14 protein-coding genes are annotated in these 24,762 nt (G+C 69.7%); 7 read left to right on the forward strand and 7 right to left on the reverse strand.

Annotated elements, in window-relative coordinates:
* Positions 1-61 precede the first annotated feature (61 nt).
* The 4 genes from B0W88_RS00060 (at position 62) to B0W88_RS00075 (ending at position 5,721) form a co-directional block, all read left to right on the forward strand.
* Positions 62-2,047 carry a hypothetical protein gene (locus tag B0W88_RS00060; protein ID WP_077032596.1) on the forward strand — a complete coding sequence of 662 codons (1,986 nt, stop codon included), beginning with the start codon at positions 62-64 and terminating at the stop codon, positions 2,045-2,047.
* Between the two features lie 42 nt (positions 2,048-2,089).
* Positions 2,090-2,731: an EcsC family protein gene (locus B0W88_RS00065; protein ID WP_158080764.1), complete on the forward strand. Its 642-nt coding sequence runs from the start codon at positions 2,090-2,092 to the stop codon at positions 2,729-2,731.
* A gap of 104 nt (positions 2,732-2,835) precedes the next feature.
* Positions 2,836-4,836 carry a bacterial transcriptional activator domain-containing protein gene (locus B0W88_RS00070; protein ID WP_158080765.1) on the forward strand — a complete coding sequence of 667 codons (2,001 nt, stop codon included), beginning with the start codon at positions 2,836-2,838 and terminating at the stop codon, positions 4,834-4,836.
* A gap of 117 nt (positions 4,837-4,953) precedes the next feature.
* Complete coding sequence (locus B0W88_RS00075) at positions 4,954-5,721, forward strand: hypothetical protein (protein ID WP_077032598.1); 768 nt, start codon at positions 4,954-4,956, stop codon at positions 5,719-5,721.
* Between the two features lie 27 nt (positions 5,722-5,748).
* Here the strand turns inward: B0W88_RS00075 and B0W88_RS00080 are convergent, their stop codons facing one another.
* Complete coding sequence (locus B0W88_RS00080; protein WP_077032599.1) at positions 5,749-8,925, reverse strand: bifunctional diguanylate cyclase/phosphodiesterase; 3,177 nt, start codon at positions 8,923-8,925, stop codon at positions 5,749-5,751.
* Between the two features lie 269 nt (positions 8,926-9,194).
* Here B0W88_RS00080 and B0W88_RS00085 point away from each other — a divergent pair, with 269 nt between their 5' ends.
* From B0W88_RS00085 to B0W88_RS00095, 3 genes are read left to right on the forward strand one after another with little or no spacing between them, the layout of a single operon-like run.
* Positions 9,195-11,030 carry a hypothetical protein gene (locus B0W88_RS00085; RefSeq protein WP_077032600.1) on the forward strand — a complete coding sequence of 612 codons (1,836 nt, stop codon included), beginning with the start codon at positions 9,195-9,197 and terminating at the stop codon, positions 11,028-11,030.
* A gap of 33 nt (positions 11,031-11,063) precedes the next feature.
* Positions 11,064-14,363, forward strand: a complete 3,300-nt coding sequence (locus tag B0W88_RS00090) for a hypothetical protein (protein WP_077032601.1) — start codon at positions 11,064-11,066, stop codon at positions 14,361-14,363.
* Positions 14,364-14,389: 26 nt separating this feature from the next.
* Positions 14,390-17,095, forward strand: a complete 2,706-nt coding sequence (locus tag B0W88_RS00095; protein WP_158080766.1) for a hypothetical protein — start codon at positions 14,390-14,392, stop codon at positions 17,093-17,095.
* Between the two features lie 25 nt (positions 17,096-17,120).
* On the opposite strand, the gene B0W88_RS00100 is transcribed toward B0W88_RS00095, so the two are convergent.
* The 6 genes from B0W88_RS00100 to B0W88_RS00125 all read right to left on the reverse strand — a co-directional run bounded on the left by B0W88_RS00100 (position 17,121) and on the right by B0W88_RS00125 (position 24,672).
* Positions 17,121-17,873 carry a FadR/GntR family transcriptional regulator gene (locus B0W88_RS00100; RefSeq protein ID WP_077032603.1) on the reverse strand — a complete coding sequence of 251 codons (753 nt, stop codon included), beginning with the start codon at positions 17,871-17,873 and terminating at the stop codon, positions 17,121-17,123.
* Positions 17,874-18,049: 176 nt separating this feature from the next.
* Positions 18,050-19,252: a multiple monosaccharide ABC transporter permease gene (gene mmsB, locus B0W88_RS00105; RefSeq protein WP_198937730.1), complete on the reverse strand. Its 1,203-nt coding sequence runs from the start codon at positions 19,250-19,252 to the stop codon at positions 18,050-18,052.
* Positions 19,252-20,787 (reverse strand): multiple monosaccharide ABC transporter ATP-binding protein, encoded by a 1,536-nt coding sequence (gene mmsA / locus B0W88_RS00110; protein WP_077032605.1) that lies wholly within the window; start codon positions 20,785-20,787, stop codon positions 19,252-19,254. Before mmsA ends, mmsB begins: the two co-directional genes overlap by 1 nt.
* A 67-nt stretch (positions 20,788-20,854) precedes the next feature.
* Positions 20,855-21,880, reverse strand: a complete 1,026-nt coding sequence (chvE, locus tag B0W88_RS00115; RefSeq protein WP_077032651.1) for a multiple monosaccharide ABC transporter substrate-binding protein — start codon at positions 21,878-21,880, stop codon at positions 20,855-20,857.
* A 108-nt stretch (positions 21,881-21,988) separates the two neighbouring features.
* The gene (locus tag B0W88_RS00120; RefSeq protein ID WP_077032606.1) at positions 21,989-22,912 is read right to left on the reverse strand and encodes a dihydrodipicolinate synthase family protein; all 924 of its coding nucleotides are present in this window, start codon (positions 22,910-22,912) and stop codon (positions 21,989-21,991) included.
* Positions 22,913-22,929: 17 nt separating this feature from the next.
* A complete protein-coding gene (locus B0W88_RS00125) occupies positions 22,930-24,672 on the reverse strand; it encodes an IlvD/Edd family dehydratase (RefSeq protein WP_077032607.1) in 1,743 nt (580 codons plus the stop codon).
* Positions 24,673-24,762: the final 90 nt, after the last annotated feature.

Raw genomic sequence — 24,762 nt, forward strand, 5'->3', positions numbered from 1 at the left:
CGGACCGGTGGCCGGGCCGGGCGGCTAGAGTGGGCGCTCGCCCAGCTCCGTCCTGCCGTCCATGCATCACCGCCCACTGTCCCGATTCCTGCTTGCCGCCCTGGTGGCTTCGTCCCTCGCCGCCTGCGGCTCGGGCGGTGGCGACAGCAGCAGCGATGGCGGCGGCAGCAGCACGCCCGACCCCACGCCGGTGGCACCGGGCAGCGCGGTCAGCTATGCCGCCGCACCCACGCTCGCCGGCGTGGCCGCCGCCGGCGCGCCGCTGACCCGCGCCACGATCAGCGTCGTCGACGGCAAGGGCCAGGTGGTCGGCACGGCTACCAGCCACGCAGTGGACGGCTCCTACAGCCTGACGCTCACCACGAAGACGCCGACCGTGCCCTTGATGGTGCAGGCCCGCGGCATGGACGCCTCGGGCACGCCGCAGGTGCTGCACTCCGCCGTGCCGGCGATGAGCGCGGCCAGCGCCGCGATGGTGGCCAACGTGACGCCGCTGAGCAATGCCGTCGTCGCGATGAGCCTGGGCGCCGACCCGGCGCCGGTCTTCGCCGCGGCCTCCAGCAGCAGCGCCTCGCTCACCAAGCTCGGCAATGCCGCGGCCGCCGCCGCGACCTTCCTGAAGACCCTGGTCAAGACCCAGCTGACCGACCTCAAGGTCAGCAACTCGGCCACGCTGGACCTGCTGGGCGACGCCAGCTTCGCCGCCAACAAGGGCGCGCAGGACCTGCTGATCGAGAGCGTGCGCACGGGCCTGGGCACGAACGCCGCCAACGGCAACGCCCAGCTGCGCATGGGCAACAAGCTGCTGCCCGCGACGGCGCCCGAAGTGCTGCTGGACCTGCCCACCGCGCAGACGGAACTGCTGAAGACCACCGGCGGCACGCCCGCCAGCGCCATCACCTCGACGCTGAAGGCCACCACCAGCCCCACCGGCACGCTGGCCAACCTGGCGTCCCTGGACGACCTGAGCGTGGCGCTGAACCAGCTGATCGCCCAGGCCCCGAGCCTGGCCACCGTGACCGCCTCGACGCTGCTGAGCGTGTACGACACCAATGACGGCGGCGGCAAGAGCGTCGTTGCCGCGAAGCTGCAGGGCTATGCCGCCAAGAACTGGCAGCTCGGCCGCTTCCAGCTGACGGGCTGCGCGGACGCCACCGTCACCGGCGGCCTGTGCAACCGGGTACAGGTCTCTGCGCTGGTGACCGACACCGGCGGCGCCGTGGTGGACCTCTTTGCCGACGCGGTCAGCTACAACAAGAGCTCCACCACCGGCAGCAAGTGGAACCTGATCGGCAACGGCCGGGCCCTGGGCATCGCCGCCTACCCGCTGGCCTTCCGCGCGCTCAATGCCGACGGCAGCGCCAGCACGGCGATCTCGCCGAACCCCGGCACCGGCGTGCAGATCGAGATGCAGGCGCAGGACGCCGCCGGCGCCCAGCTGCTCTCCACCGCCACCGTGCAGACGCCCGGCGGCTACGGCATTGCCTTTGCCTACTGCACGCAGGCGCTGATGTGCATCTCCAGCACGCCGGGCGCCACGCTGCTGGTGCCCACCGGCGGCATCGGCGACACGGCGCTGCAGCAGGCCGCGGTGAGCTGGCTGGGCAGCGCCGACATGACGGCCGGCGCCAAGTACGTGGCCACCTTCACGCCCAGTGGCGCCACCGCCGCGCAGACGCGCAACGTCTACCTGCGCGCCGAGGTGCTGGCTTCGCCGGCGAGCACGCGCTTCCCGACGCTCGACGGCCTGACCAGCACCGCGCCGCTGCGCGCCAGCGAGATCCTGGCGGGCCGCAGCCTGGCCTGGACCGCCTGGGCCGCCGCCAACCCCGACATGCGCCTGATCAGCCTGCGCACCGTGCTGAGCGACGGCCAGAGCAACCCGCTGGTGACCGACAGCGCCGTGCCGCTGCCGCCCACGACCAGCTTCGCGCTGCCGGCGCTGGCGCTGGGGTCGAGCTTCGTGCCGACCAGCTACGAGCTCTGGCTCGGCGCGCAGGACAGCGCCGGCCGCCGCTACTACACCCGCTACACGCTGACACCGTGACGCCGGCGCCGCGCACGGCAGGCGCGGTAAGCTGAGGCGATGATGAAGTACGAAGCATCGAAGGAAGAGGGCCCGCCGGGCCGCAGCCTCTCGATCCGCGAGCGGGTGTCGGACCAGTTGGCCGACGCCGTGCTGCGCCTGGTAGGCCGCGTGCCGGCCTCGGAGCTGCCGGCCAGCGAGCATCCGGCGCAGCGCGCCGAGGCGATCATCGAGGCGGCCTGCCGCCGCGCCGCGGCCATCTCGGCCAGCCTGGCCATCCCGCCCGGCCCCTGGGGCCTCGCCACCGTGATCCCCGACCTGACCCTGATCTGGGACCTGCAGGCCCGTATGGTGGCCGACATCGCTGCCGTCTACGGCCGCTCCGCCTCGCTGGGCCGCGAGCACATGCTGTGGTGCCTGTTCAAGCACACTGGGGCCCAGGCCTTTCGCGACATCGCCGTGCGCCGCGGCGAGCGCTGGCTCGTGCGCAAGGTCTCGCAGCTGGCGCTGAAGCAGGCCAGCCGCGCGGTCGGCTCGCGCCTGGCGGAGAAGGCCCTGGGCCGCTCGGTGGCGCGCTTCGTGCCGCTGGCCGGCGCGGTGGGGATCGGCCTGTTCGCGTACCGCGACACGCGCGAGGTGGGGCGCGCGGCGAAGGCGATGTGCGAAGCGATGGGGGAGGCGATGGTGGAGGGCGGCGCGTCCTGAAGCTCCTGTACGGCCTGCAGTTCGTGGCCGCTCGTCGAGGCGGGCAAGCGTCCTTCGACCCCATATGATCGATCCGCACACAGCCAAGCAGGATGGTCGGGACGGTGGATTCTTCGTTGGATGACGACAGCAGGTCGGCGGGCGCCGATGGTGGACCGCAGGCGCCGTCGCAGGGCCGCCTTCTCGAGCGCGCACTGGACCGGGCCCATCGCGGCGAATGGCAGGCCTGGGAGGATTTCGCGCAATTGCATGCCCTGGCCCGTCGCGACGGTGATCGCGCCCTGGCCGGCCAGGCGATGGCCGGGCTGATGATCACCGGCCAGCACTTCCGGCGCTTCGAGCGCTTCGAGGAAGGCCTGGATGAACTGCTCGAGGCCCTGGATGCCGGCGCGGCCGGACTCGATGCGAGCGAGGAACTGCTCGTCCTGAACGCGCTGCTTCTCGCGCTGCTGCTGTGCCGCCCGCTCGACCCGTCGATCGACGCCCACGCTGCGCGGCTGCAGGCGCTGATCGAACAGCGGCTGGACGTGAACCTGACCCTGGCTGCCGGGCGGACGCTGATCTACTACTTCGAGCCGCGCAACCTGCGCGACCCGGCGCTGCGGGTGCACGCGGTGCTTGGCCCGCGCATGGCCGAGCCGGCAGCCACGCCCTATCGCCAGGCCCGCTGGCTGCACATGTGGCGCATCTGCGCGCACTACGGCAGGCAGCCCTACCTGGCCGCCGAGGCGCTCACGCAGATGTTCGCGCTGGCCCGGCAGCACCGCATGCGCGACGTGGAGTTCCTGGCCGTGCTCGTCGAGGCCCAGAACGCCTTGCCGCATGGCGACATCCCGGTGGCGCGCGCCGCGATCGAGCGCGCCGAAGCCCTGATCGATTCGAGCCAGCTGGGGGAGCTGCTGCTGCTCGAACTGGAGAAGACGCGGCTGGCCTTCATGCGCCGCGAGGTCGCCTCGGCGCTGCATCACGCCACGCGCGCCGGCCGGCTCTGCATCGAGGTCCGCATGCCCGTCGCCATGCGCTGGCCCTATGCGGTCAACGAGGCGCTGGCCCAGTTGCTCGGCGAAGACCACGAAGGCGCCCGCGCCACCCTGCAGCAGATGCTGGGCGCCACGCCCGCCGGCTATGCGCATGAGCTCGATGCCATGCTGCAGGGCATCGATGCCTGGCTGGCGGTGCGTGACGGCCTGCCCGATGCCGCCCGGCGCATCGAGGCCCTGTGGGCCGGCCTGCGCCGCCGGCGCAGCTATGACTTCTTCGATCACCTGCCGGAGTTCAGCGCGCGCCTGTGCGTGCTGGCGCTGGAGCGCGGCATCGAGACCGACTTCGTGCGCAGCTTCATCAGCAAGTGCGAGCTGGCGGCGCCCGAGGATGCGCCGCCCAGCTGGCCCTGGCCGCTGCGCATCCAGGCTTTCGGCGGCTTCGCGGTCTGGCGCCAGGGCGAGCTGCTGAGCGCCGAAGGCAAGGCGCAGCGCAAGCCGCTGGCGCTGCTGCAGGCGCTGGTCGCCCTGGGTGCGTTCAACGAGGAGAGCGCCGTCGACGTGGCGCGGCTGGTCGAGCTCCTGTGGCCGGACGTGGACGCGGCGTCGCCCAAGTCCTCGTTCGAGATGACGCTCTCGCGCCTGCGCAAGTGGCTGGGCGTCGAACAGGCGCTCAAGCTGAGCAACGGCAGGCTGTCGCTGAATTCCCGCCTGCTCTGGTGCGACGTGGCGGCGTTCGAGCGCAGCTGCGCCTCGCTGCAGCAACTGCTGCGTCCGCATGCCGATGCGGCCGGCCTGCCGGCCCGGCTCCAGCAGATGAACGGGCTCTACCGGGGCAGGCTGTTCGGCAATGCGGTGCTGGAGCCCTGGCTGGTGCAGGCCCGCGAGCGCCAGGCGCTGCGTTTCGCACGGCTGGTGCGCGATGCCGGCCAGCATCTGGAGACGATGCAGGACTGGCCTGCGGCCTTGAGCCTGTATGAAGCCAGCCTGGAGCAGGACCTGCTGGCCGAGACGCTGCACCTGGCCCTGATCCGCTGCCTGCGCGCGCTGGGACGCGAGGAGGAGGCCCGCCGCGCCGCGCAACGCTGCGAGGACGTGCTGGGCATCTCGCTGAATCCGGGTTGACCCGGCCCCGCGAACTCGGGGGGGGGTGTGCGCAGGTTGGGCATCCGTGAGTCGTCGGCAAGGGCGGCTTCCTAGCATCGAGCCTTCCTCCCCAGTCACAACCCGGAGAAGGTTTCCATGAAGCTTGCGTATCTGCTGGCCGGCATTGCCGGTGCGGTGCTTTCCTTCAACGCCGCGGCGATCAAGCCCGGCCATTCCACGCTGGTCGATTTCTCGGACGGCACGGACGAGTGGTTCGGCCGTGTCGGCGTTCCGGCCGCCGGGACCACGACCTGGGACAACGCGCTGGGCAATTCCGCGCCCTCGCTGCATACGGTCTACAACGACTTCCTGAAGGTCGGCCTGCGCTACTACACCGACAGCAGCCTGTTCACCGGCGACTACACGCAGGCGCAGTCCGTCACCCTGAGCCTGGACGTGAATCCCATCCGCATGGCCGTCGGCGCCACGGGCGCGGCCGTGCCCAAGGACATCTACCTCGACCTGATCGACTACGACCATCCGGCCGATGGCTTCGACTCCTCCTTCGTCAGCTTCAAGCTCGGCACGCTCACCGCGGGCAGCGGCTGGCAGAACCTGTCGGTGACGCTGAGCTCGACGGGCTCGGCCACGCTGCCTGACGGCTGGACCGCCGTCGATGCGAGCGGCAACCCGACGATGGCGAGCGACCTGACCTTTGCCCAGCTGCTGTCGGGCGTGGACGAGATCGCGTTCCGGATTCCCGGCACCCGCTCGGGCAGCGCCCTGAGCTACGACGTGGCGGTGGACAACATATCGATCAGCTCCGTGGCGGCGGCCGTACCGGAGCCGGCGTCCGCGCTGCTGTGGCTGACGGGGCTGCTGGGGGTCGGCGCGTTCGGGCGCTCGCGCAAGGCCGGCCGCTGAGGGCTTCGACCCCTTCCTCTTCGTCCCTCACGCGTGCCGCCCGCGGCCACGTGCCTTCGCCTCGTAGAGCCGTCCGTCCGCCAGCTCCACCAGCCCGCGCCAGTCGGCCGCCCCGCCGGTGGCGATGCCGATGCTGGCGCCCACCTGCAGCGCCAGCGCGCCGATCTCGAAGGGCTGGCTGGCGGCATGCAGGATCTTGTCCGCCACCGCGCGGGCCTGGCCGATGTCGGACACGCCCACCAGGGCCACCGCGAATTCGTCGCCGCCGAGCCGGGCGACGGCGTCGCTCGGCCGGACGGTGGCGGCCATCCGGGTGGCGAACTGGCGCAGCACCTGGTCGCCCACTGCATGGCCGTGGCGATCATTGACCGGCTTGAAGTGGTCCAGGTCCACATAGAGCAGGGCCACCGGCGTGGGCGCGTCCTGGCCGATGGCCTCGAGGAACTGCTCGAAGCCGGCACGGTTCAGCGCGTCGGTCAGCGGGTCGCGCTGGGACAGGCGGATCAGCCGGATCTCCTCCTCCTTCTGCCGCGTCACGTCCTGGGTGACGCCGACGAAGCCGTCCAGTTCGCCGGTGGCGGTGGACAGCGGGATGTAGCTGACCGCCATGTGCCGCGTCTGCCCGCCGCGCCGGTCCTGGCGCAGGAAGGAGACGCCCTCGCCGGCCAGTGCGCGCGCGATCCAGGGCCGGCTGGCGGGGCCGTGCTCCGGGCCCAGCAGTTCCTCGATCGGGCGGCCCAGCGCCGCTTCGGGCGTGAAGCCCGCCCATTCGGCAAAGCGGCGGTTGGCGAAGCGCAGCCGCCCGTCGGTGCCGACCACGCCGACGCTGGCCGGGATCGCCTCGGTGATCGAGCGCAGCGTGGCCGCCTGCCGCTGCTGCTCGCGCTGCACCGCGCGCTCGCCGGCGATGTTGCGCATGATCCCGGAGTAGCGGGTCGTGCGGCCGGGCTCGTCGCGATGGGCGATCACCATGTGGCTTACCGGGATGATGCGGCCGTCGTGCGTGCGGAAGGCCGTCTCGCCGAGCCACAGGCCGTGCTGGTTGGCATGCGGCAGGATCACCTGGCTCAGCTGCTCGTTGGTCTCCGGCGTGTTGAACTCGCTGAACAGGCGCCCCTCCAGCGACTCGTCGGGGGCCAGGCCCAGCACCGCGCGGGCGGCGGGGTTCATGTAGTGGATGCGGCCTTCATGGTCGGTCTGCAGCACGTAGTCGCTGGTGGCGTCGATCACGTCGGTCAGGTGGCGCAGCGCCTGCTCTGCGGCGCGCCGCTCGGTCACGTCGCGGCCGACCGAGTGCAGCAGCACCTCGCCGTCGTGCGAGGTCTGCAGGCTGTTGGTCCAGGCCAGCCAGCGGGAGCGACCGTCGCCGGTCAGCATGCGGTTCTCGATGCGGTGCGGCACGCCGGTGGCGAAGACCTGCGCGGCATGCTGGCGCACCCGCTCGCGGTCCGGCGCGTCCACGTGGTCATAGAGGTTGGCGCCCACCATCTGCGGCGGCGTCAGGCCCCACTCGCGGGCGTAGGAGGGGTTGACGTAGGTCAGGGTGCCGTCGGCGCGCGACAGCGAGATCAGCTCCTGCTGGTCGTCGAGGATGGCCTTGAGCTCGCGCTCGCTGTCGGCCAGGCGCTCCAGCAGCGGCTGCACCTGCTTGCGCAGCGCGAAGATCGCCAGCGCGCTGACCAGCGCCATCGCCGCCACGAAGGCGGCGATGCGCGTGCGCAGCGGCTCGTAGAGCGTGTCCACGTCGGTCTTCAGGCCCAGCGCCAGGCCGCGGCTGCCGATCGGCGCATAGGCAGCCACCACCTCCTCGCCGCGCGGGTCGCGGGCGTAGAGCGAGCCGCGCTCGCCGCGCAGCCCGCGCAGGATCGCCTCGGCTGCCAGGCCCTTGCCGGCCACCAGCGGGAGCCGGAAGCTGGGCTTGCGCCAGCGCGTGGCTGCGCAGGCCGCCTCGGCCGGGGAGAGCGTGCTGCAGATGACGGCGTCCGAGGTGGCATCGCGCTGGCGCAGCTGCAGCAGCAGGCGCTCCACCTGCGGCAGGGGCTGCTCGCTGCGCAGGCGGCCGACCGGCCGGCCCGCGGTGTCTTTCACCGCCAGCTCGCGCAGCATCAGGTAGTGCTGGCCGTCCCAGGCCAGCACCGCGTCGCCGGCATCGCCCGTGACGGCCAGCGGCTGCTCCAGCTCGGCGCTGCCGCGCAGCGCGCGGCCGGTGGCGGCCAGCGTGCGGCCCTCGTTGTCCAGCAGGACCACGCTGGACAGCCCGGCCCGGCCGAAGCCCTCGGCCGCGGCCTGCAGGGCGGCGCGCGCGGCGCCGTCGGCGGGCTCGCGCTGCAGGTGCTCGAACTGCGTGGCCAGGGGCAGGCCGTAGCTCAGCAGCGCCGGGAACTCCAGGCTGGCCCCGAGGGCCTGGTCCAGCGCCAGCGCGGAGTCCGCGGCCTCGCGTTCCAGGTCCTTGGCGATCTGGTCCTCGACGGTGTCGCGCATCAGGCCGAAGCCGGCGACGCCAGCGGTCAGCGTCAGCAGCAGCACGACGGCGCGGGTGCGGCGGCGGATGCGCCGCGGCGCCTCGCGCGGGTCGAAGCGCTCGCCGGCCTCGTGCAGCGACCACAGGCCGAAGGCGGTGACGACGAAGGCCGCCGCCGTGGGCGGCAGCATGCGGTTGAAGCGCGGCAGCCGGTACAGCGTCTCCAGCCCCAGGAAGTAGCCGGCCAGCCCGGCCAGGCCGATCAGCGCCACCGCGGCGGTGGCGGCGAGGTACAGCCGCGTGCGGCGCCGTGCGCGCGGCCGGCCCAGCTGCCACAGCGCGGTGGCGCTGAGCATGTAGGCCACGGCGGCGTTCGGCGAGATGCGCCCCGCGCCCGGCTGCGGGTCGCGGTGCGGCAGCAGCGGGTTCTGGAGGTCGACGCCGAGGTTCAGGCCGCTCAGCGTCTGCAGCAGCTGCAGCGCCGGCAGCGCGAACAGCAGCAGCACGACGACGCGCTCGGCGCGCGGCGCCGGCGTCTCGGAGGAGCGCCCCGCGGCGCCGACCAGGCACAGTGCGAGGCCGATCAGCCCGAGCGGATTGAGCAGGCCCACCGTCGGCCGGATCGGCTGGCGCAGCCCCAGCGCCTGCCAGGGCAGCAGGGAGCCGAGCAGCAGGAACAGCGCCAGGCCGACCAGCGCGAGGGCGGCTGCACGGGCAGCCGATGGGGACCTTGCTGTTTGCATGCGGGAGCGGTGCGGCGCTGGTCGCCCGCGGCCCGGCTGCAGGGCTGCGTGGCGGCGTGTTCTTGTCTCTCTTGGAATCGTCGGAAGTATGGGTCCTGGCGTGCTGCCGTGGCGCAGGCCGCTTCACAAAATTGCAGGCCTGTGACCGCCGTGCAGCTAACGAGTTACTCAAGCGGCCACTGGGGTAGCTGCCACTTCAGTCAGCTGAACAACGCCGTTATGCTCGCCCCCCGGAACCGGGGCGTCGTGCAACGGTGGAGGGGTGTGCCATGAGCGAGAAGAATCTGAGCGAAGCGGAATGGAAGAAGTTCTCCAAGGGCCGTGGCCTCAAGGACGCCGCCCTCCTCAAGGCCTTCGGGGCGCTGGACGGGGCGAAGGACGCCGAGGCCCGGCTGGCCGCGCTGGCCGAGGTGGAGAAGCAGGCCGACATCCTGCGCAAGGCGGCCAAGGGCGACAAGGAAGTCGCGTCCTATCTCGATGACGCGGACAAGTCGCTCGCCAAGGAGCGCAAGTCGGCCGAGGCCGACGCCCGCAAGGCGGCCAAGGAGAACGAGAGCGCCGGCGAGGAGGACGAGGAATCCCCGGCCCTGCTGACCAGCAAGCTGCTGCCGCTGGTGAAGATGGTGCAGAAGGGCGAGCCGATGCAGGCGCTGGTGGCGCTGGCCGGCAAGGACACGGCGGTGATGCTCTCCAAGCGCAGCATCTCGCCGGCCAGGCGCAAGCTGATGCAGGACTTCCTGGGCGCCACCGGCGGCGTGAAGTACGCGGTGGGCGAGTGCATCTGGGAAGCCAACGCGCATACCTTCGTGTTGCAGACCCAGGCGGCCGGCCTGGCCAAGAAGCTCAAGGCCGCGCTGCTCGCGCAGGTGGGCCTGCGCCTGAAGGTGCGCGTGCGCGGCGAGGACCCGGACGACATCGACGAGGACGGCGAGGCGCTGGAGGGCATGCTGGAAGAGGTGGCGCCCGAAGCCGCCGCCACCGCTGCGGCCGAGGTGCCCGAGGCGCCGCCGCTGCAGCCCGCGGCTGCGGCAGGCCCCGATGGCGGCGCTGCCTTCAACACCCGCCTGGCGGCGCTGATGCCGCGCGTCAAGGAAGCGCTGGCCGCGGCCGGCCCGGCCGCCGGCGACCTCAAGGCCAAGATCGGCGAGGCCGGGCTGGCCGCGCGCAACAAGACCTTCGACCACGCCAACGCCTTGCTGGACCAGGTGGAGCAGTTGCTGGACGTCGCCGCCGCACCGGCAACGGCGCCAGCCGCCCCCGCGGCTGATGGCGGCGCCGCCTTCAACACCCGCCTGGCCGCGCTGATGCCGCGCGTGAAGGAAGCGCTCGCCGCCGCCGGCCCCGCTGCCGCCGAACTCAAGGCCAAGATCGGCGAGGCCGGCCTGGCCGCGCGCAACAAGACCTTCGACCAGGCCAACGCGCTGCTGGACCAGGCCGAGCAGCTGCTCGACGGCAGCGAGGGCGGCGAGCAGGAAGGCGAGGAGGGCGGCGGCGACACCAGCCCCGAGGCGCTGCAGTGGCAGGCCCGCCTGGCCGAGGTCGAGGCGCGCTACCTCGACGTGCTCAAGGGCAACCCCGCTGACGCCACCCGGCTGCGCGCCGTCTTCGGCTATGCCGGCGACCAGGCCGCCGCACGCGAGTACACCAAGGCCCTGGACGCGCTGAAGCGCCTGGAGGGCATGCTGGACGCCGCCAAGCCGTCCGAGGACACGGGCTACGAGGGCCTGGTCGAGTACCGCAAGACCCTGCTCGACTACCGCAGCGCCGCCGGCAAGGTGAAGGACCAGATCGCCGCGCTGAAGAAGGCCATCCCGAGCCAGTCGCCCGACGAGGCGGACCTGGCCGACGAACTGGCCGAGGCGCTGGGCGAGCTCAACGACGACCTGCTGGCCATGGTCGACGAGGCGATGAACACCTCGGAGAACAAGGCCTCGCCGGTGACCAAGGCGCTGAAGGCGCAGGTCACGTCCTACCTGGCCGAGCTGAGCGCCAATGCGCTGGTCAAGCACGTGGACAGCAACCCCTACGGCGTGGCCGTGAACATCGAGCAGACCTTGGGCGCCGCCCTCGAGAACATCCGCGACACCATGCCGGCGCCGGTCTGAGCGCAGCCCTTCCAACACGAATAACAGTCCTTCATGACCGATACCGCCGTTCTCGCCCAGTGGAACACCGACGCGCGCAAGCTGCTGCTCAAGAGCAAGAAGGAAGGGCCGGAGGCGCTGGAGGCCAACTCCTCCGGCGTCGTCGCGCTGCTCAAGCTGATGGAGAAGGACGCGCCCAGCTTCACCGGCGTCTACCCCGGCTTCCGCGATCGCTACGAGGATCTCAGCGCCGTCTCGCGCGGCACGGTGCAGCGCGTCAATGCCAAGCGCCTCAGCAAGGAGGCCGGCAAGGCCGAGATCAAGATGGTCTCGGCCGACCTGTACCGGCTGCAGATGGAGATGCAGCTGGCCGTCGGCGCCGTCGATCCGAACGCCACGACGCAGGTGCGTGACCGCGTGCTGGCGGCCAAGCGCCACAAGCCGGTCTACGACAACAAGCGCGAGCGCATCCAGGCCGCCATCGACGAGCTGAAGCCGCTGCCCGGCACCAAGGCGCAACTGCTGCTGCTGCAGGGCCTGCTCAACACCGCCCGCGGCTTCGAGCCCGACTACGAGGAGGCCTACAAGCACCTCGCGGGCCTGACGCGCACGCTGAAGGCCGGCCGCGAGGCCGCGCAGAAGATGGACAAGGGCGGCGACGACAAGCCGCTGCAGGCCATCCTGGTGAAGCTGCGCAAGGCCATCGCCGGTTACGAGCAGGTGGCCGGCATCGGCGATGCGATCGGCGTGGCGGCCGACCGCAAGCGCATCACCGACGAGCTGCTGCGCATCGACACCGCCTCCGAGTCGCGCAAGGCGGCGGTGAGCGAGCAGGTGCGCAACGCGCTGGACCTGCGCGCCACCGAGCTGGCCGAGCGGGTGCGCGTGCTGGGTCTGGCCTCGACCGAGACGCAGCGCCTGTACGACGACCTCTCGCCGAAGATGACCAAGCTGAAGATCACCGCCACCGCGGCGCTCTTCGGCACGCTGCAGCAGCGCTACAACAACGCGGTGGCGCTGCTGGGCAGCCAGCAGTACGAGGCCGCCAGGCCGGTGCTGACCGCGCTCAAGACCGACATCGACCGCGAGTACAACGCGCTGGAGCTGGTGTACGCCGAATGGCTGGCCATGGACAAGAAGATCAGCGAGGGCGAGAAGCTGGTGGCCCAGCTGGCCGGCCTGCCGGACAACGCCGCCACCGCCGCGGCGCGCGAGGTGGCCCGCCACCTGAACGTGCTGATCCCGATGGACATCCGCTCGACGCTGGTGCCCGCCCATCGCTTCGCCGAGCTGGTGGCGCTGGTGAAGGACCAGAAGGTGCTCGAGAACCTGCTGGCGCTGGCCAAGGCCCAGGGCGAGATCAAGGCCAAGAAGCCGGTCACCGCCGAATTCGCCGGCCGCGAGGTGCTGCTGCGCGCCGAGCTGGCCAAGGCGGAGACGCCGCTGTTCCTGTCCAAGGGCGTGATCGAGTCCTCGCTGCTGTCGCTCACCTCCGACGGCGGCCACGCGGCGCCGCTGCAGGCCGAGCTGGACCAGGTGATGGCGCAATGGCGCAAGGCCACCGCGGCGCTGGGCAACAAGGACCTGCCGATAGACCAGCGCGAGGCGATGCTGGGCGACGTCCGCGCCGAGGCGCTGCGCCTGGACGGCCTGCTGAAGACGCTGCACACCCGCATCACCAGGATCAAGAGCACGCCGGACGAGCTGAGCAGGAGCCGCGCCGACAAGGTCAAGGCGGACCGCCAGCCGGCCTTCGAGGAAGCGCGCAAGGCCACCAAGCTGGCCATCGACTACCTGAAGGATTTCGGCGCGCCGCCGAGCGATCCGGTGATGTCGGCCTCGCCGACGATCGCCTCGCTGCGCGAGCAGTACGAGGCGATGGTGGCCAACGGCGAGTTCGAGACGCCGCGCATGGTCAAGCTCAAGGGCGATGCCGACAACAAGCGCGGCTTCATGGAGAGGGCGCTGAACTCGCGCCGCCAGGAGGTCTCGCGCAAGGTGACGCTGCTGACCGGCCAGATCGACACGCTGCGCAAGGCCAACAAGGACAACGAGGCCTTCTTCAACGGCCTGGCCGACGAGCTGACCGGCATCAACGGCATGGCCTGCAGCACCGTGATCACGCTGATGAACGCCGGCATCCTGCAGCTGGACGCCTTCAAGCTGAAGATGGACGGCATCGTCGCCGAGTTCGGCAAGCCCGACGGCGCCAACTACAAGCGCATCAAGGAGCGCCAGGAGGCGCTGGCGAAGGCGCTGGAGGCCAAGGACCTCGCCGCCTTCCAGCCGCTGGCCCATGCCGCGCTGGAGACGGAGGTGAAGAAGGTGCTGCCGGGCAAGCTCAAGACCCTGTCGCCGGACGAGGGCGTGGCCGAGCTGACCCGCCTGGAAACCAGGCTGCGCGAGCTGACGGCGGCCGCCGCCGAGGCCAAGACCCGCTACGAGGGCCTGGGCGCCAAGGCCACCGAGGCGAAGCAGGCGCTGCAGGCGATCAAGACCGACGCGCCGGGGCTGTTCGCCAGCCTGAACGGCCGCATCGAGGCGGCCGAGAAGGCCGGCAAGGGCGATGCCAACAGCTCCGAGCTGGAGCTGCGGACGATCGCGCTGCTGATCGAGTCCGCCAAGAACGCGGACAAGCGCGACAAGATGGAAGCCACCGTCCAGAAGAACAAGCTGGCGGCGGCGCAGGACAAGGTCGAGTTCGAGGCCGCGCTGGACGTGTTCGACAAGGGCCTGTCGCGCGAGGCCAAGGGCGTCTACGACGGCGTGGATTCCGGCGAGCGCAACGCCTCGCTGTACGGCCAGGTCGCCGAGCTGCGCAGCGCCGCCGCCAAGCAGGCCGAGGCCGGCGCCTACGCGCTGGCCAACGAGCAGCTGCGCCTGGCGCAGTCGGCGGCCCGCTCCTTCATCGAGAACCCCTTCTCGGTGGCGAGCACCTCGCGCAAGGCGCTGCTCAAGTGCAACGAGAGCTGGCAGAGCGCCGTCAGCGCCTACCTCAAGCAGGTGGGCGAGCTGAAGAAGGCGGTGGCCGACGCCTGCGCCGGCGACCCGGGCTACACGCCCGAGACGACCAAGAAGGCGCTGGACGTGCTGGAGCCGCTGGGCACGCTGTTCAATGCCGGCACCTTCGGGCAGGCGGCCGAGACGCTCAGCGTGAAGCCCGAGAACGTGGACCGCCAGGGCGACCGCCGTGAGCTGAAGGAGCACGCCATCGTGCAGCTGCGCCGCTACCTGGCGCTGCTCGACGAGCACCGCATCCTCAAGGCCGCGGCCGAGAACCCCTTTGCCCCGGTCGCCATCGGCCCGCTGCGCGTGGCGCTGAACGGGTATATGGGCGCGCTGCTGGCCAGCTGAACCTCGCATAGAACAAGACAAGAATGATGAACGACCTGCAGAAGGACTGGCTGACCAAGCTCGACGCGGCGCTGGCGGCCCAGAAGAATCTCGACACCCGCCAGCAGCTCAAGCATGCGCTGGTGGCCAAGCTGGCCTCCGACCGCGAGGAACACAGCCAGCAGATCTTCGACGGCTCCGACCAGACCCTGGTCAACGAGAAGGGCGAGAAGCTCAAGGGCCTGGACTACGTCAAGCACCGCCAGGACAAGGAAGCCGACATCGACGACCAGGCCCTCGGCTACCGCCTGGCCGGCGTGGACGGCCAGATGGAGGAGTGGGATCCGAAGACCGGCACCCAGGAGCAGTTCCAGAAGCAGCTGGCGGCGCAGCGCCGCGTCTCCCAGCTGGCGATGGAGATGGAACAGCAGATGGGCGACGAGCTGGACAAGGACGGCAACCTCGTCTACCCGACCGACAAGGACGGCCGGCGCACCTCGGACAAGCCGAACCAGGTGCCGCTGTTCGGCAAGGAGGAGATCGCCTCCGAGATCTACGACCCGCTCAAGCGCCGCGGCCTGATCCCGGAGACCGCCATCCCCGACAAGTTCAGCCGCACCAAGGAGATGCTCAAGGGCAGCTTCGACGCCTACGGCGAGCGGGTCAAGCGCGACGAGAAGGGCACGGCCAAGCGCCTGTTCGACGAGAACTTCGGCCTGGCCAAGTCGATCGGCACCGGCCTCTTCACCGTGGGCATGAGCGGCGCGCAGATCGAGGGCGCTCGGCTGGACAAGGACGGCTCGTCCAGCCACACCAGCTGGAGTCCGGCCGAGAACATCAAGACCATCCACAAGAACCTGGCCGGCTCGCCGCTGGACATCGCCAACCAGCGCATGGCCTTCGCCGGCCAGGCGCTCACCTTCACCACCGACGTGGCCTACGAGGGCGGCAAGGATGTCTACGAAAAGGTGACCGGCGGTGAAGAGACGCCGCCGCCCGGCCGCATCAAGCTGGCGCCGCAGCTGGCCCAGGGCATCGCCGGCGGCGCGGCCTCCGCGATCGGCGTGCCCTTCGCGGTGGCGGCGCTGGGCATGCAGGTGTCCTCGACCTTCGGCGCCGTGGTCGGCCGCAAGGCGATCGAGGCGCAGCTGAAGCTGGAAGCCATGGACGAGGCAGCGGTGCGCGCCATCGCCACGGAGCTGGGCCGGGCCTGCCGCGCGGCGCTGGTCAAGCTCGACCCGGAGACCGGCGACAGCCTGGCCAAGCTGAACGCCGCGGCCGACCGCATCGACACCGCGCTGCAGACGCAGCCGGCCGCCGACGCCGTGCTGAAGGCACTGGAGGAAGAGCGCTACGAGGCGGCAGTGGGCCTGTTCCAGGCGGCCGCCACGGCGGCGGTGACGGCGGGCGTGACGCCGGCCGTGCAGGCGCTGTTCGCCAGCGAGGCGGCGCGCACCAGGGCCCAGGGCAAGGCGGCCGATGCGATGGAGGCCGAGTTCAACCGCGACGAGGAAGCCGAGGCCGTGCCCGACGAGCTGAAGGTCAAGCACAGGAAGGACAAGCCGGACCACGAGGCCGACTGGGTGCAGGGGTCCGGCGGCGTGTGGGTCTGCGCGGTCTGCCAGGCGGCGGCCAGCGACGACCCGGCCATCTTCGCCGGCATGCTGGAGCGCAAGATCGCCCGGCTGGAGGCCGACCAGAAACTGCTCAAGTGGGGTGCCACGCTGGTGGGCCTGGGCATCGACACGGCGGCCAACTTCATCGCGCCGCTGGCCATCGTCGGCAGCGCGCTGAAGGTGGCTCGCAACCTCTACGAGGCCGGCAAGCGCACGGTCGATACGATCAACTTCGTGGAGAAGCGCGAGGGCCTTTACAACGCCGCCAGCGCCTTCTCGCCGGCGGTCTCGCAGTTCATCCACAACGGCCGGGTCCAGCAGGCCCACTACTACGCCAACGCGGCCTTCGAGGCGGCCAAGATGATCGGCGCGATCATGCAGGTGGCGGGCGTGGTGGCGGCGCCGGCGGGCGTGATCGTCTCGGCCTCGGCCGGCATCGCGCAGGCCGCGGAGGCGGTGGTCTACGAGGCCAACAAGCGCTATGACCTGGAGAAGGCCTGGAGCACCTACGAGGTGGCGCTGTCGCGCCCCGAGAACCGCCGCCTGGGCCTGATCGCCGTGCGCGAGAACCCGACGCTGGCCAAGTACGCGGTGGCCTGGGGCGCGCTGATCAAGAAGGACGCCCTGGTGCAGGACTTCATGGGCGCCTGCGACATCACGCCCGAGGTGCTCAAGGACCCGGACGCCAACCTCGACAAGGTGGTCAAGTACCTGGAGGCGCGCATGCCGGACGACAACGTCGTCACCGGCCGCAAGATCGACGGCCCCGCGGCCGTCTGGGCGCCGGCCAAGATGGAGCTGACCGCGGCGAGCTGGATCACCATCAAGTCGCTGGGCGTCACCAAGGGCGGCCTGGCCGACGAGGACACCCGCTCCTTCGAGAACGGGCTGATCGTGCTGGAGGAGGTCTACGTGGCCGCCAGCACCGAGGCCAAGGCCGTGCCGTCGACCTTGAGCGCGCAGAAGAAGGCCGACTGCCTGAAGGCCTGCGACGACGCCGGCAAGGCGCTGGTGCGCTATGTGCCGCGCCTGGCGGAGGACCGCTCGTTCAGCGAGGAGATGTCCAAGGTCAAGCAGCGCTTCGAGGGGATGCTGACGGCGCGCAAGACCGAGGTCGGCAACTGGGTCGCCGCCTGAGCGGCGGGTGATGCGGGCGGGGCCGCTATTCCAGCGACCCCAGCCCTGACTCTTCCAGCACCTCGCTGATGTCGATGCCGGTCTCCTTCAGCTGGACCAGCGTCGCCTGCTGGGCGCCCAGCGGGTCGCGGTTCAGCAGCGCGGTGAGGATGGCCTTGTGGCGGGGCAGCGAGAGCGCGTGGGTGTTGGCGTGCTTGCTGCTGAGCTTGATCGACTCGCGCAGCGCCAGGCTCAGCATATTGCCGATGTAGGCCAGCAGGTCGTTGCCGGTGGCCTCGGCGATGCGGCGGTGGAAGGCGAGGTCGGGCTCGAGGATCTCGTCGGCGGTGGTGGCCGCCTCCATGCCGTCGTAGGCTTCCTTGACGCTCGCCAGCGCCTCGTCGGTGGCGACCCGCGCGGCCAGCGCGGCGGCGGCCGGCTCGAACACGCGGCGCACCATCATCAGCGTGTTGACGAACTCCGCCTGCGGCTTGCTCTGGATCAGCCAGTAGAGGACGTCCGGGTCCAGCAGGTGCCAGTCGCTGCGCGGCCGCACGGTGGCGCCGGCGCGCTGGCGCGAGAGCACCAGGCCCTTGGCCACCAGCACCCGCACCGCTTCGCGCAGCACGGGCCTGCTCACCTCGTACTCGGTCAGCAGCGTGGCTTCGGCCGGCAACCGGTCACCGGGCTTGAACTCCTCGCCGGCCACGATGCGCATGCCCAGGTCATGCACGATGCGTGCATGCTGGCTCTTGCGTTCGGGGGGCTGGCGGTAGTCGCGGTGGCCGGTGTTGTTCAAGTCAGGCGTCCAGTCCTAAGCAATGTTCGTTCGCCCTGAGGTATCGAAGCCTGTCCTGAGCTTGTCGAAGTGGGGCCCGTGCAAGACCCTCGCGCACGCCGCGCTCGGCACAGGGCTTCGATACCTCAGCCCGAACGGAGTTTTGGCGGGCGCAAGGGGCGCGTGACAGCATCACTTCAAGACTTGTTCTTGTTGTAGACGTCGAAGAAGACGGCGGCCAGAAGGACGAGACCCTTGATGACCTGCTGGTAGTCGATGCCGATGCCCATGATGGACATGCCATTGTTCATCACGCCCATGATGAAGGCGCCGATCACCGCGCCCATCACCTTGCCCACGCCGCCGGTGGCCGAGGCGCCGCCGATGAAGCAGGCGGCGATCACGTCCAGTTCGAAGCCGACGCCGGCCTTGGGCGTCGCGGTGTTCAGCCGCGCGGCGAACACCATGCCGGCCACCGCAGCCAGCACGCCCATGTTGACGAAGGTGTAGAAGCTCAGCCACTTGGTCTTCACGCCCGAGAGGCGCGCGGCCTTCTCGTTGCCGCCCAGCGCGTAGATGCGGCGGCCGATCGTGGTGCGGGTGGTGACGAAGTCGTAGAACAGCATCAAGAGCGTCATCACGACCATCACGTTGGGCAGGCCCTTGTACTGCGACATCTTCCAGCACAGGGCGATGATCAGCGCGCTGAAGAACAGGTTCTTGCCGAAGAAGATCGCCGGCGGCTCGGTGTCCATGCCGTGGCGGAACTGGTTGGCCCGCTCGCGCAGCCGCGCGACGAAGAGCAGCACCGCGACGACCACGCCCACCAGCAGCGAGGTGGTGCGCAGGGTCTCGCCGGCCAGCGGGTCGGGGATGAAGCCGGAGCTGAGCAGCTGGAAGGTCGGGTCGAAGGGCCCGACCGACTGGCCCTGCAGCAGCGCCAGGTTGAGCCCGCGGAACACCAGCATGCCAGCCAGCGTGACGATGAAGGAGGGGATGCTGAAGAAGGCGACGAAGTAGCCCTGGATCGCGCCGATGACCGCGCCGGCCAGCAGGCACACCAGCACCGCCGGCACGAAGTGCCAGTTGTATTCGACCATCAGCACCGCGGCCAGCGCACCGATGAAGCCGACCAGCGAGCCGACCGAGAGGTCGATGTGGCCCGCCACGATCACCAGCAGCATGCCCAGCGCCATGATGACGATGTAGCTGTTCTGCAGGACCAGGTTGGTGAGGTTCAGCGGCTGCATCAGCGTGCCGTCGGTCATCCACCAGAAGAAGGCCATGATGACGACCAGCGACAGCAGCATGCCGTAGTCGCGCAGATTGCTCTTCAGGAAGCTGGCGGTGGAGGCCTTGGGCGCGGCGGCCGGGGACGATGGGGTGGGAACGGCAGCCATCATTGGCCTCCCGCAGTAACGATGGAACGCATGATCTTCTCTTGTGACGCTTCCGCGCCAGTGAATTCGCCGACGAAGCGGCCTTCGTTCATCACGTAGATCCGGTCGCACATGCCCAGCAGCTCGGGCATCTCCGACGAGATCATCACGACGCACTTGCCCGATGCGGCCAGCTCGGCCATCAGGCTGTAGATCTCGAACTTGGCGCCGACGTCGATGCCGCGCGTGGGCTCATCGAGGATCAGCACCTCCGGGTTGGCGAACAGCCACTTGGCCAGCACCACCTTCTGCTGGTTGCCGCCGGAGAGGTTGACCACCTGCTGGTTGACGCTGGAGCAGCGGATGCGCAGCTTGCCGCGGAAGGCCGTGGCGACGGAAAACTCCTTGCCCTCGTCGATCACGCCGGCGCTGGACACGCCTTCGAGATTCGCCAGCGTGCTGTTGGCCCGGATGTCGTTGCCGAGCACCAGACCGTAGCCCTTGCGGTCCTCGGTGACGTAGGCCAGGCCCAGGTCGACGGCCTTCTGGATCGTCGACACGTCGGCCGGCTTGCCGTCGATCAGCACCTCGCCGGTGATCTTGCGGCCCCAGGAGCGGCCGAAGATGCTCATCGCCAGCTCGGTGCGGCCGGCGCCCATCAGGCCGGAGATGCCGACGATCTCCCCGCGCTTCGCGTGCAGGTTGACGCCCTTGATGAACAGGCGGTCGGTGTGCTCGGGGTGGTAGACCTTCCAGTCGCGGATCTCGAAGACGGTCTCGCCGACCTTTCGGTTCTCGTCGCGCTTCGGATAGCGGTCGGCCATCTCGCGGCCGACCATGGCCTGGATGATCTGGTCCTCGCTGATCGTCTCGGTGCGGCAGTCGAAGCTGCGCACGGTGGAGCCGTCGCGGATGACTGTGATGGAATCCGCAACCTTGGAAATCTCGTTCAGCTTGTGCGAGATGATGATGCAGGTGATGCCCTGCTCGCGCAGGCCCATCAGCAGGTTCAGCAGCTTGTCGCTGTCGGTCTCGTTGAGGCTGGCGGTGGGCTCGTCCAGGATCAGCAGCTTGACCTTCTTGGACAGGGCCTTGGCGATCTCCACCAACTGCTGCTTGCCGACGCCGATGTCGGTGATCAGCGTGCCGGGCTTCTCGTTGAGGCCGACCTTCTTCAGCAGCTCCTGCGTCTTCGCGTAGGCGGCGAACCAGTCGATCACGCCCAAAGCGTTGGCGGGCTCGTTGCCGAGGAAGATGTTCTCGGCGATGGACAGCAGCGGCACCAGGGCCAGCTCCTGGTGGATGATGATGATGCCGGCTTCCTCGCTGTCGTGGATGCCCTTGAAGTGGCGCTCGCCACCTTCGAAATGGATGGCGCCTTCGTAGTCGCCATGCGGGTAGACGCCGCTCAGCACCTTCATCAGCGTGGACTTGCCGGCGCCGTTCTCCCCGCAGATCGCGTGGATCTCGCCGGCGCGCACGGCGAGGTTGACATCGGACAGCGCCACCACGCCGGGGAAGCGCTTGGTGATGCCGCGCATCTCAAGAATGCTCATCGATAACTGCTCTCGAAAGGCAAGAAGGCGGGCGCAGCCCCACGGCCGCGCCCGCCCCAGGGGCCGATTACTTGAACTGCTCTTCCTTGTAGTAGCCGCTGCCGATCAGCACCGGCTTCCAGTTCTCCAGCGTCACGGCGACCGGCTTCAGCAGGTAGGACGGGACGACCTTCTTGCCATTGTCATAGGTCTTGGTGTCGTTGATCTCGGGCTGCTTGCCGGACAGGATCGCGTCGATCATGTTGGCCGTGACCTTGGCCAGCTCACGCGTGTCCTTGAAGATCGTCGAGTACTGCTCGTTGCGCAGCATGGACTTGACCGAGGCCACTTCCGCATCCTGGCCGGAGACGACCGGGAAGGGCTGCTTCGGCGTGCCGTAGCCCACGCCCTTGAGCGAGGACAGGATGCCGATGGACAGGCCGTCGTACGGGCTCAGCACCGCGTCCACGCGGGCGTTGCCGTAGAAGGCGGACAGCAGGTTGTCCATGCGGGCCTGGGCGACGGCGCCGTCCCAGCGCAGCGTGCCGACCTTGTCCATGCCCATCTGCTTGGAGCGCACGACCAGCTTGCCGCTCTTGATGTACGGATCCAGCACCGACATCGCGCCGTTGTAGAAGAAGAAGGCGTTGTTGTCGTCGGGCGAGCCGCCGAACAGCTCGATGTTGAACGGGCCCTTGCCGGCCTTCAGGCCCAGCTTGTCGACGATGGTGCCGGCCTGCAGCACGCCGACCTGGAAGTTGTCGAAGGTGGTGTAGTAGTCGACGTTGGCCGAGCCGCGGATCAGGCGGTCATAGGCGATGACCTTGATGCCGGCGTCGTGGGCCTTCTGCAGCGCGTTGGACAGCGTGGTGCCGTCGATGGCCGCGATCACCAGCACCTTCACCTTCTGGGTGATCATGTTCTCGACCTGGGCGAGCTGGTTCGGGATGTCGTCGTCCGCGTACTGCAGCACGGCCTTGTAGCCCTTGCCCTGCAGGGTCTTGACCATGTTGTCGCCGTCGGCGATCCAGCGGGCCGAGGACTTGGTGGGCATGGACACGCCGATGGTGCCCTTTTCCTGCGCCTGGGCGGCGAAGGTGGCGCCGAACATCATGGCGATGCCGGCAGCAGCGGCGGTCAGAAGGGTCTTGCGTTTCGTCAGGTTCACGGGTTGTCTCCTGGTTGGGGGATTGTTGTACTACCGGATTTCTAACTGCCAGCTTCAGCGGCCCCAGCGGAACACCAGCGGGTCGAGCCGGCGCGCCGTCTCGATCAGGCCGGCGCGCACGGCCGGGTGCATGGCGGGGAAGGGATGGCGCGGGGCTTCGCAGGCGATGATCCCGCCCTCGCGCATCAGTGCCTTGGCCGAGAGGATGCCGCCCTGGCGATTCTCACAATTGATCAGGGGAAGCCAACGCGTGTATTCACTGATCGCGAGTTCGCGGTCGCCGGCGAAGTAGGCGTCGGTGATCCTGCGGATGCCGTCGGGGTAGCCGCCGCCGGTCATCGCGCCGGTGGCGCCGGCGTCGAGGTCGGGCAGCAGCGTGATCGCCTCCTCGCCGTCCCAGGGGCCTTCGATCGCGTCGCCGCCCAGGCGGATCAGCTCGCGCAGCTTCGATGCGGCGCCGGCGGTCTCGATCTTGAAGTAGCGGACGTGCTCGGTCTCCTTGGCGATGCGGGCCAGGAAGGCGGCGGACATCGGCGTGCCGGCGGCCGGCGCGTCCTGGATCATGATCGGGATGTTGAGCCGGCCCGACAGCACGCTGTAGAACTCGTAGACCTGCTGCTCGGACACGCGGAAGGTGGCGCCGTGGTAGGGCGGCATCACCATCACCATCGCCGCGCCCATGTCCTGCGCGCGGCGGCTGCGCTCGGCGCAGACCTTGGTGGAGAAGTGCGTGGTGGTGACGATCACCGGCACGCGGCCCCTGACATGCTCGAGGATCGTGCGCGTCAGCAGTTCGCGCTCGTCGTCGGCGATCAGGAACTGCTCGGAGAAGTTGGCGAGGATGCACAGGCCGTTGGAGCCGGCGTCGATCATGAAGTCGACGCAGCGCTTCTGGCTCTCGAGATCCAGTTCGCCGGATTCGGTGAAGGTGGTGGGGACGACGGGGAAGACGCCCTTGTAGCGAGCTTGCGTGGCCATAACGGGTTACTTCAGTGTCAGTGCGAATGCTTGGGGATGCCGGCGCCGCGGCAGCCCACGAGGAAGTCGAAGTCGCAGCCCTCGTCGGCCTGCAGCACGCGGGAGACGTAGAGGTTGCGGTAGCCGGACGCATCGGCCGGGTCGGGCACCTGGGCGGCGGCCCAGGCGGCCAGGCGGCGCTCGATCTCTTCGTCCGGCACCTCCAGGTGCAGGCGGCCACCGGCGCAATCCAGCTCGATCCAGTCGCCTTCCTGCACCACGGCCAGCGGGCCGCCGGCGCGCGCCTCCGGCGCCACGTGCAGCACGACCGTGCCGTAGGCGGTGCCGCTCATGCGGGCGTCGCTGATGCGGACCATGTCGGTGATGCCCTGCGCCAGCAGCTTCGGCGGCAGGCCCATATTGCCGACCTCGGCCATGCCGGGGTAGCCCTTGGGGCCGCAGTTCTTCAGCACCAGGATCGAGTCCTTGGTGACGTCCAGCTCGGGGTCGACGATGCGCTTCTTGTAGTCGTCCAGGTCCTCGAACACGACGGCCTTGCCGCGGTGCTGCAGCAGTTCCTTCGTCGCGGCCGAGGGCTTCAGCACGGCGCCGCGCGGCGCGAGGTTGCCGCGCAGCACGCAGATGCCGCCGTCGGCGATCAGCGGCTTGTCCAGCGGGCGGATCACTTCATCGTTGTAGTTGGGCGCGTCCTTGACGTTGTCCCACAGGCTGTGGCCGTTGACGGTCAGCGCCTCGGGGTGGGGCAGCAGGCCGTTCTCGCCGAGGCGGCGCAGCACCGCGGGCAGGCCGCCGGCGTAGTAGAACTCCTCCATCAGGAAGCGGCCCGAGGGCATCAGGTCCACCAGCGTCGGCGTGCCGCGGCCGACGCGCGACCAGTCCTCCAGGTCCAGCTCCACGCCCATGCGGCCGGCGATCGCCTTCAGGTGGATCACCGCATTGGTGGAGCCGCCGATCGCGGCATTGGTGCGGATCGCGTTCTCGAAGGCCTGCTTGGTGAGGATCTTGGAGAGCGTCAGCCCTTCCTTGGCCATCTCGACGATGCGGATGCCGCTCATGTGGGCGAGCACCTTGCGGCGCGCGTCCACGGCGGGAATGGCCGCGTTGTGGGGCAGCGAGACGCCCAGCGACTCGGCCATGCAGGCCATCGTGGACGCCGTGCCCATCGTGTTGCAGGTGCCCGCCGAGCGGCTCATCGTCTGCTCGGCCGAGAGGAATTCATGCAGCGTGATCGTGCCGGCCTTGACCTGCTCGGAGAGCTGCCAGACGGCGGTGCCCGAGCCGATGTCCTTGCCATGGTGCTTGCCGTTGAGCATCGGCCCGCCGGTGACGACGATGGCCGGCACGTCGCAGCTGGCCGCGCCCATCAGCAGCGCCGGCGTGGTCTTGTCGCAGCCGACCATCAGCACGACCGCGTCGATCGGGTTGCCGCGGATCGCTTCCTCCACGTCCATGCTCGCCAGGTTGCGGGTGAACATGGCGGTGGGCCGCAGGTTCGACTCGCCGTTGCTGAAGACGGGGAACTCGACCGGATAGCCGCCCGCCTCGAACACGCCGCGGCGCACGCGCTCGGCCAGCTCGCGGAAGTGGGCGTTGCAGGGCGTCAGCTCGGACCAGGTGTTGCAGATGCCGATGATCGGCTTGCCCTGGAACTCGTGCTCCGGGATGCCCTGGTTCTTCATCCAGCTGCGATACATCATCCCGTTCTTGTCGGTGGTACCGAACCAGGCGGCGGAGCGGAGCTTGGGTTTGTCAGTGGACATGGGAACAGCAGTCGGTGAGGAGGTGCGCGGCACGGTGGTGCATGGTGTGCCAGGAAAGTGCGCGAATAATAAAGTATGTCTTTAGTTGCC

Source organism: Pelomonas sp. KK5, assembly GCF_001984095.1.
Lineage (GTDB): Bacteria > Pseudomonadota > Gammaproteobacteria > Burkholderiales > Burkholderiaceae_C > KK5.

Coding starts and splice junctions, on each gene's coding strand:
- B0W88_RS00080 (WP_077032599.1), bottom strand. CDS start 8,925: ATGCAAACAGCAAGGTCCCCATCGGCTGCCCGTGCAGCCGCCCTCGCG.
- B0W88_RS00065 (WP_158080764.1), top strand. CDS start 2,090: ATGAAGTACGAAGCATCGAAGGAAGAGGGCCCGCCGGGCCGCAGCCTC.
- B0W88_RS00125 (WP_077032607.1), bottom strand. CDS start 24,672: ATGTCCACTGACAAACCCAAGCTCCGCTCCGCCGCCTGGTTCGGTACC.
- B0W88_RS00120 (WP_077032606.1), bottom strand. CDS start 22,912: ATGGCCACGCAAGCTCGCTACAAGGGCGTCTTCCCCGTCGTCCCCACC.
- B0W88_RS00095 (WP_158080766.1), top strand. CDS start 14,390: ATGAACGACCTGCAGAAGGACTGGCTGACCAAGCTCGACGCGGCGCTG.
- B0W88_RS00090 (WP_077032601.1), top strand. CDS start 11,064: ATGACCGATACCGCCGTTCTCGCCCAGTGGAACACCGACGCGCGCAAG.
- mmsB (WP_198937730.1), bottom strand. CDS start 19,252: ATGGCTGCCGTTCCCACCCCATCGTCCCCGGCCGCCGCGCCCAAGGCC.
- B0W88_RS00060 (WP_077032596.1), top strand. CDS start 62: ATGCATCACCGCCCACTGTCCCGATTCCTGCTTGCCGCCCTGGTGGCT.
- mmsA (WP_077032605.1), bottom strand. CDS start 20,787: ATGAGCATTCTTGAGATGCGCGGCATCACCAAGCGCTTCCCCGGCGTG.
- B0W88_RS00075 (WP_077032598.1), top strand. CDS start 4,954: ATGAAGCTTGCGTATCTGCTGGCCGGCATTGCCGGTGCGGTGCTTTCC.
- chvE (WP_077032651.1), bottom strand. CDS start 21,880: ATGATGTTCGGCGCCACCTTCGCCGCCCAGGCGCAGGAAAAGGGCACC.
- B0W88_RS00085 (WP_077032600.1), top strand. CDS start 9,195: ATGAGCGAGAAGAATCTGAGCGAAGCGGAATGGAAGAAGTTCTCCAAG.